General features: G+C 57.4%; 5 protein-coding genes. 2 read left to right on the top strand and 3 right to left on the bottom strand.

The window, feature by feature from the left end; translation table 11 throughout:
- Positions 1 to 181: hypothetical protein (locus Q4P78_RS07970; protein ID WP_303339836.1), on the top strand; the 181-nt coding region annotated here is incomplete at its 5' end.
- Between the two features lie 57 nt (positions 182 to 238).
- Here the strand turns inward: Q4P78_RS07970 and ppgK are convergent.
- Together ppgK and map are read right to left on the bottom strand one after the other, a co-directional pair.
- Positions 239 to 1,081, bottom strand: coding sequence for a polyphosphate--glucose phosphotransferase (ppgK, locus tag Q4P78_RS07965; protein ID WP_303339835.1), 843 nt, complete (start codon positions 1,079 to 1,081; stop codon positions 239 to 241).
- A 207-nt stretch (positions 1,082 to 1,288) separates the two neighbouring features.
- Positions 1,289 to 2,191, bottom strand: a complete 903-nt coding sequence (gene map / locus Q4P78_RS07960) for a type I methionyl aminopeptidase (RefSeq protein ID WP_303339834.1) — start codon at positions 2,189 to 2,191, stop codon at positions 1,289 to 1,291.
- A 224-nt stretch (positions 2,192 to 2,415) separates the two neighbouring features.
- Between map and Q4P78_RS07955 the strand changes: the two genes are divergently transcribed.
- Positions 2,416 to 2,610 (top strand): SPOR domain-containing protein, encoded by a 195-nt coding sequence (locus tag Q4P78_RS07955; RefSeq protein WP_303339833.1) that lies wholly within the window; start codon positions 2,416 to 2,418, stop codon positions 2,608 to 2,610.
- 238 nt (positions 2,611 to 2,848) lie between these two features.
- On the opposite strand, the gene dnaE is transcribed toward Q4P78_RS07955, so the two are convergent.
- Entirely contained in the window at positions 2,849 to 6,385 is a 3,537-nt protein-coding gene (gene dnaE, locus Q4P78_RS07950) for a DNA polymerase III subunit alpha (RefSeq protein WP_303339832.1), read from the bottom strand.
- Positions 6,386 to 6,435 lie beyond the last annotated feature (50 nt).

Raw genomic sequence — 6,435 nt, 5'->3', positions numbered from 1 at the left:
CCTTGCCGCATTGCCAGCCACAGCCTTGCCGGATTGGGAAAGAGGTATTGGTTCTGCAATAAAGCTGACAGTTATGCGACGCATGCTAAAAATTACCGCCATAGCAACTAGGCGTACAGCTATTACAGGCAGCGCATCATCCGATATAAAAATATTACAGGCAGCGCATCATCAGATATAAAAGCTGTGGCCACGTCTCTATGCAAAGAGACGTGGCCACAGCGTATATGGTTAGAGATTAAGCCTGAGTGCGAGCTTCGCGCTCCTCCAGGTGACCGGCTGCCCACAGCGCGGCACCAACAATACCGGCGTTATTGCGCAGGGTTGCCATGACCATGGGGGTACGAATGTCATCCTCGAAGTAGGGCATGAACTTTTCGGGGTTCTTGGAGATACCACCGCCGATCACGAACAGATCCGGGGAGAAAAGCATCTGTACATGCTCAAAGTAGCGGCGCAGACGCTTACCGTACTTCTTCCAGGACAGCTCGTGCACCTCGCGAGCGCGTGCGGATGCGCGGGATTCCGCATTGTGACCGTCAATTTCCAGGTGACCGAGTTCGGTATTGGGGATCAGCACACCGTTATTAATCAGCGCGGAACCAATGCCGGTACCCAGGGTAATCACGGCAATCAGACCGTCCTTATCGCGACCCTGACCGTAGGTTGCTTCGGCAAGACCCGCTGCGTCCGCGTCATTAATGCCGTAGACCTTGCGACCGCCCAGGGCTGCGCTCATTACGGCTTCCAAGTCGGTGTTAATCCAGGATTCGTCCACATTGGCTGCGGAGAACACCATGCCGTTCTTGACCACTGCGGGGAAGTCCACGCCAATGGCGGAGTCGGGTGCCGGTGCCAGTTCGCGGCTCTGCAATTCGGTCACGATCTCTGCGACGACGGCTGCGACTGCTTCGGGGGTTGCGGGCTTGGGGGTGGGGATGCGGAAGCGCGGGGATACCAGGTCGCCGGTGCGCAGATCGACAATGCCGCCCTTGGTGCCGGTGCCTCCAATATCAATGCCGATTGCCAGGTCGGCGGGGGTGGGTGCGGGAAGCTGCTCCGCGGTCAAATTTTCGCTCATGGTTCTCCTTGAGTGTCTGTGTTGTTGAAATAATGTATAAAGTTTTGCCGTAGCCTTGCCGGTTTAGCGCCAGAAGATCGGGTAGAGAGGGAGGACGTGCGCGAGCGCCTTCCTCTCTTACCGCGCCGTTGCCTCATAAAGCCTAATATATCGCACGCTTTAGTAGGAGCCACCGGGCTTACCGGATTGCGGCTAGGGATTGAAGACCTAGGAAATGCTCGGCAGGGTCAGAATGTCCACGCCATCGGCGGTGACCACCATGGTGTGCTCAAACTGGGCGGTGCGCTTGCGGTCGCGAGTGACCACAGTCCAGTCGTCATCCCACTGGTCCCATTCGATAGTGCCCAGGGTCAGCATGGGTTCAATGGTGAAGATCATGCCTTCCTGAATCACGGTGTTGTACTGGGGCGCCGCATCGTAGTGAGGAATAATCAGGCCGGAGTGGAATTCACGGCCCACGCCGTGACCGGTGAAATCGCGCACCACGCCGTAGCCGAATCGTGCCGCGTACTTCTCAATCACTCGACCAATGACGTTCACTTCACGGCCGGGCTTGACGGCTTTCATGGCGCGGTTGAGTGCTTCTTCGGTGCGCTCAACCAGCAGTCGGGATTCTTCGTCCACATTGCCGATCAGCAGGGTCTTATTGGTGTCGCCGTGCATGCCGTCGAAGTAGGCGGTGACGTCCAGGTTGAGGATATCACCGTCTTCGAGCACGGTGCTATCGGGGATGCCGTGGCAGATGACTTCGTTCAGGGAGGTGCATACGGATTTGGGGAAGCCGCGGTAATCCACGGTGGAGGGGTATGCGCCGTTATCACAAATGTACTCGTGAACCAGCACGTCGATCTGGTCGGTGGTGGTGCCGGGGACCGCAATTTTCTGGGCTTCGACAATGGCGTTGGCGGCGATGGTGCCGGCGGCGCGTACTCGCTCGATTTCTTCGGCGGTGTACATATTGGAGTCGTTGCCTTCATTGGCGGTGGGTTTGCCCACGTATTCGGGACGGATAATGTGCGCCGGTACGCTACGCATGGGCGTGACGATGCCGGGGGTGAGTGCGCCTACGGGTGCGCGGTCTGCTTCAGCGGGTAGGTTATGTGACGTCATAGTTTTATTTTAGCCTTTCCTTTCTTCTTCGGGGTAGGCTTGGTATAAGTGCGGGTGCTGCGCCCTGAAAGCTGTATCTTTTGCCGAGTGCGGGAATTATTTTCGGCGCGGGTGCGCGTGGCTGTGTATTGTGCACTGTTATATGGGATACTTGGAGCAAAGAATGTATGTGCTCTTCGGGGTATCCGGTTTTGAGCGTGTACCCCTTGTGTTGAAGGAGAACTATGAAGCACGATGCTGTTACCCCCGGTCCGCACCCGGTAGAGTACTGGTACAACACCACCACCGGTAAGGTTGAGGAGGGCCAGCAGAGCCCCGTCACTCAGCTCTGGGGTCCCTACGCGACCTATGAGGAGGCGGCGCATGCTATGGAGACCGCTGCCGCTCGTAATGAGGCGTGGGACGGCGATAACGCCTAAATCCCGCCTCCCACTGAGACTAAAAACGCTTAGCCTCAGGGAACGTAGCCTACGACTTAGAAGTGCCCGCTCTATTGCTATAGAGCGGGCACTTTTCTGTATCTATTGTGGTCTCATAAGACGCAGACCCTATATCTTCAGAAAATCCGGTGCACTGTCTATATCAGTGCACCGGATTTTCTATCCCGGGCTTCTCTGAAGGGCTCTTACTCCCCTAACTCACCCAGGCAGACTAGCCCTAGCGGCGAATACAGGAGGGGCCGAAAATACTCTTAATCTCCGCAAAGAGCGTGGGGTTCGGATCCACCCTAAAGAAAGAGTCAATCGCCACGACCTGCTCCTTATCGTGGGTGCGTATAATAAAGCGCACATCGGCGGTACCGCGATTTTCACGCAGTACTTCCTTCAACTCCTGCACACGATCCATGGTGATATGGTACTCGGGCACGTGAATCACCAGGGGCTTATCGCGGCCGTCATCGCTCAACTCCAGAATCTGCAGATCCTGGGCGCTGACATTCACGCTACCGTCGTCTCGGCGCTGCACACGACCCTTAATCGCGCAGATGAGGTCATCAGCCAGCACACTACTAATGGCCTCATAGGTGCGCGAGAAGAACATAACGGTCACGGTTGCACCCGAGGGGTCTTCCAGCTCCGCCGAGGCGTACTGGTTACCGCTGGACTTGGCGATGCGGCGCGAGACATTGGTGAGCATACCCGAGAGGGTCACTTCGCCGCCGTCGCGCACGCCGTCTTCATCCAGCACATCGTGTACCGTGTGGGAGGCGGCATCCGAGAGGGCTCTCTCCAGGCCTCGCAGCGGGTGGTCGGAGACGTACAGGCCGAGCATATCGCGCTCAAAGTTCAGGCGGGTTCGACGATCCCATTCGGGCACATCGGGAATGGCAACGGTCAGCTCATCGCTGAGTTCATCCTCCAGACCCATGGAGCCAAAGAGGTCGAACTGGCCTGCGGCTTCCTTGCGCTTAATCGCAACGGCTGCCTCCACCGCGTTCTCGTGAATCATCACCAGGGAACGGCGAGTGTGTCCCAGGGAGTCAAAAGCGCCTGCCTTAATGAGCGAGTCAATGGTGCGCTTATTGCACACCGGCAGCGGCACCTTCTTCAAGAAATCATTGAAGGATTCGTAGCGTCCCTTCTCCTGGCGAGCCTCAATCATGCCCTCAACCACGTTCGCGCCCACGTTACGAATCGCGCCCATACCGAAGCGGATATCCTCACCCACGGGAGCGAAGGTCAGCACGGATTCGTTCACATCCGGCGGCAACACGGTAATGCCCATATGGCGGCATTCGTTCAGGTACAGCGCGAGCTTATCCTTATCGTCGCCCACGCTGGTCAGCAGAGCCGCCATATATTCCTGCGGGTAGTGCGCCTTCAGATACGCAGTCCAGTAGGACACCAGACCGTAGGCGGCGGTGTGCGCCTTGTTAAACGCATAGTCGGAGAAGGGCAGCAGAATATCCCAGAGCGCCTTAATCGCGTCCTCAGAGTAGCCGTTGCTAATCATGCCGTCGTGGAAGGTTGCGTACTGCTTATCCAGTTCGGCTTTCTTCTTCTTACCCATTGCGCGGCGCAAAAGATCCGCCTCACCCAGGGTGTAATTAGCCACCTTCTGGGCGATCGCCATAACCTGCTCCTGATACACGATCAGGCCGTAGGTGGTGTCGAGAATATCCGCCAGGGGCTCTTCAAGCTCCGGGTGGATGGGCATAATCTCCTGCTTACCGTTCTTACGCAGCGCGTAGTTGGTGTGGGAGTTCGCGCCCATGGGGCCGGGGCGGTAGAGCGCGAGCACTGCCGAAATATGTTCAAATTCTTCCGGTTCCATGAGCTTGAGCAGCGAGCGCATGGGGCCACCGTCCAGCTGGAACACGCCCAGGGTATCGCCTCGAGCCAGCAGCTCATAGGAGGCTTTATCGTCCAGGCTCAGCGCCTCCAGGTCAACATCTTCGCCACGGTTGGCTTTAATGTTTTCCAGGGCGTCAGAAATAATGGTCAGGTTGCGCAGACCCAAGAAGTCCATCTTGATCAGGCCCAGACCCTCACAGGTCGGGTAGTCGAACTGGGTAATGACCTGACCGTCGGCTTCACGGCGCATCACGGGGATCACATCCACCAGGTCTTTACTGGACATAATCACGCCCGCAGCGTGCACACCCCACTGGCGCTTCAGGCCCTCCAGACCCTTTGCGGTCTCAAAAACACGGCCGTAAATGGGTTCGGCAGGGTCTTCAATCAGGGCGCGCAGATCGGCGGCCTCAGCGTAGCGCTTATCCTCTTCGTTGTACACATTCGCCAGGGCGATGTTCTTACCCATCACGTCCGGCGGCATGGCCTTAGTCAGGCGCTCGCCCACCGAATAGGGCTGGTCCATCACGCGGGAGGCGTCTTTGAGTGCCTGCTTAGCTTTAATGGTGCCGAAGGTGACAATCTGCGCGACCTTATCCTCGCCGTATTTTTCGGTCACGTAGTCAATGACTTCGCCGCGGCGACGATCGTCAAAGTCCACATCGAAGTCGGGCATGGAGACACGATCGGGGTTCAAAAAGCGTTCAAAAATCAGGTCGTGATCCAGCGGGTTCAGCTCGGTAATGCGCATAGCGTACGCCACCATGGAACCCGCGCCGGAGCCACGGCCCGGACCCACACGAATACCATTGCGCTTAGCCCAGTTAATAAAGTCCGCCACGACCAAAAAGTAGCCGGGGAAGCCCATGGAGGTAATAACGCCAACCTCGTACTCAGCCTGCTTGCGCACCTTATCGGGAATACCGTTGGGGAAACGTACGTGCAGGCCGCGTTCAACTTCCTTCACGAACCAGGATTCCTCATTCTCTCCCTCGGGCACGGGGAAGTTCGGCATATAGTTCGCCTTGGTATTGAACTCGACATTGCAACGCTCAGCAATTTCCAGGGTGTTCTCGCAGGCGCCGGGAATATCACCGAACAGGTCGTACATTTCCTGGGGCGAGCGCAGGTAGAAATTATCCGCGTCAAACTTAAAACGCTTGGGGTCGGTCAGGGTCGAGCCGGACTGCACGCACAGCAGCGCCGCGTGGGCGCTATGGTCTTCCTGGCGGGTGTAGTGTAGGTCGTTGGTGGCGACAAAGGGCAGATCCAGCTGCTTAGCCAGGTGGTGCAGATCCTCGGTCACGACCTTTTCAATGCCCAGGCCGTGGTCCATAATTTCGCAATAGAAATTATCCTTGCCGAAAATATCGCGGAATTCCGCGGCTGCCTTGAGCGCCTCGTCGTATTGTCCCAGGCGCAGGCGGGTTTGAATCTCGCCGGAGGGGCAACCGGTGGTGGCAATCAGACCCTTAGAGTAGGTTTGCAGCACTTCGCGGTCCATACGCGGTTTGTACAGCTGCCCTTCCAGGGAGGCAATGGAGGAGGCGCGGAAGAGGTTGTGCATGCCCTCGGTGGTCTCTGCCCACATGGTCATGTGGGTGTAGGAGCCCGAGCCGGAAACGTCATCGCGGCTGCCGTCGCCCCACTTGACTCGTGTGCGGTCGGTGCGGTGCGTGCCGGGGGTCAGATAAGCTTCCACACCAATAATGGGCTTAATATCGTGGGCTTTTGCCTGACGCCAGAAGTCGAAAGCACCGAAGAGGAAACCGTGGTCGCTGGTCGCCATGGAGCTCATGCCCAGCTCCTTGGCGTGGCTAAAGAGATCGCCCAGGCGTGCGGCACCATCGAGCATGGAGTATTCGGTGTGAACGTGCAAATGCGCGAAATCTTTAGCCATTAGTGTCCTTGTGATGAGGTGTTCGGTATACGGTGAGTGTGTAGGGGTAA

Source organism: Rothia sp. (in: high G+C Gram-positive bacteria) (assembly GCF_030540545.1).
Taxonomy (GTDB): domain Bacteria; phylum Actinomycetota; class Actinomycetes; order Actinomycetales; family Micrococcaceae; genus Rothia.
This window is presented reverse-complemented; position numbering and strand designations above follow the sequence as displayed.

Bases quoted from the DNA above. Each gene is read 5' to 3' on its own strand.
- map (WP_303339834.1), bottom strand. From the start codon at position 2,191: ATGACGTCACATAACCTACCCGCTGAAGCAGACCGCGCACCCGTAGGC.
- dnaE (WP_303339832.1), bottom strand. From the start codon at position 6,385: ATGGCTAAAGATTTCGCGCATTTGCACGTTCACACCGAATACTCCATG.
- ppgK (WP_303339835.1), bottom strand. From the start codon at position 1,081: ATGAGCGAAAATTTGACCGCGGAGCAGCTTCCCGCACCCACCCCCGCC.
- Q4P78_RS07955 (WP_303339833.1), top strand. From the start codon at position 2,416: ATGAAGCACGATGCTGTTACCCCCGGTCCGCACCCGGTAGAGTACTGG.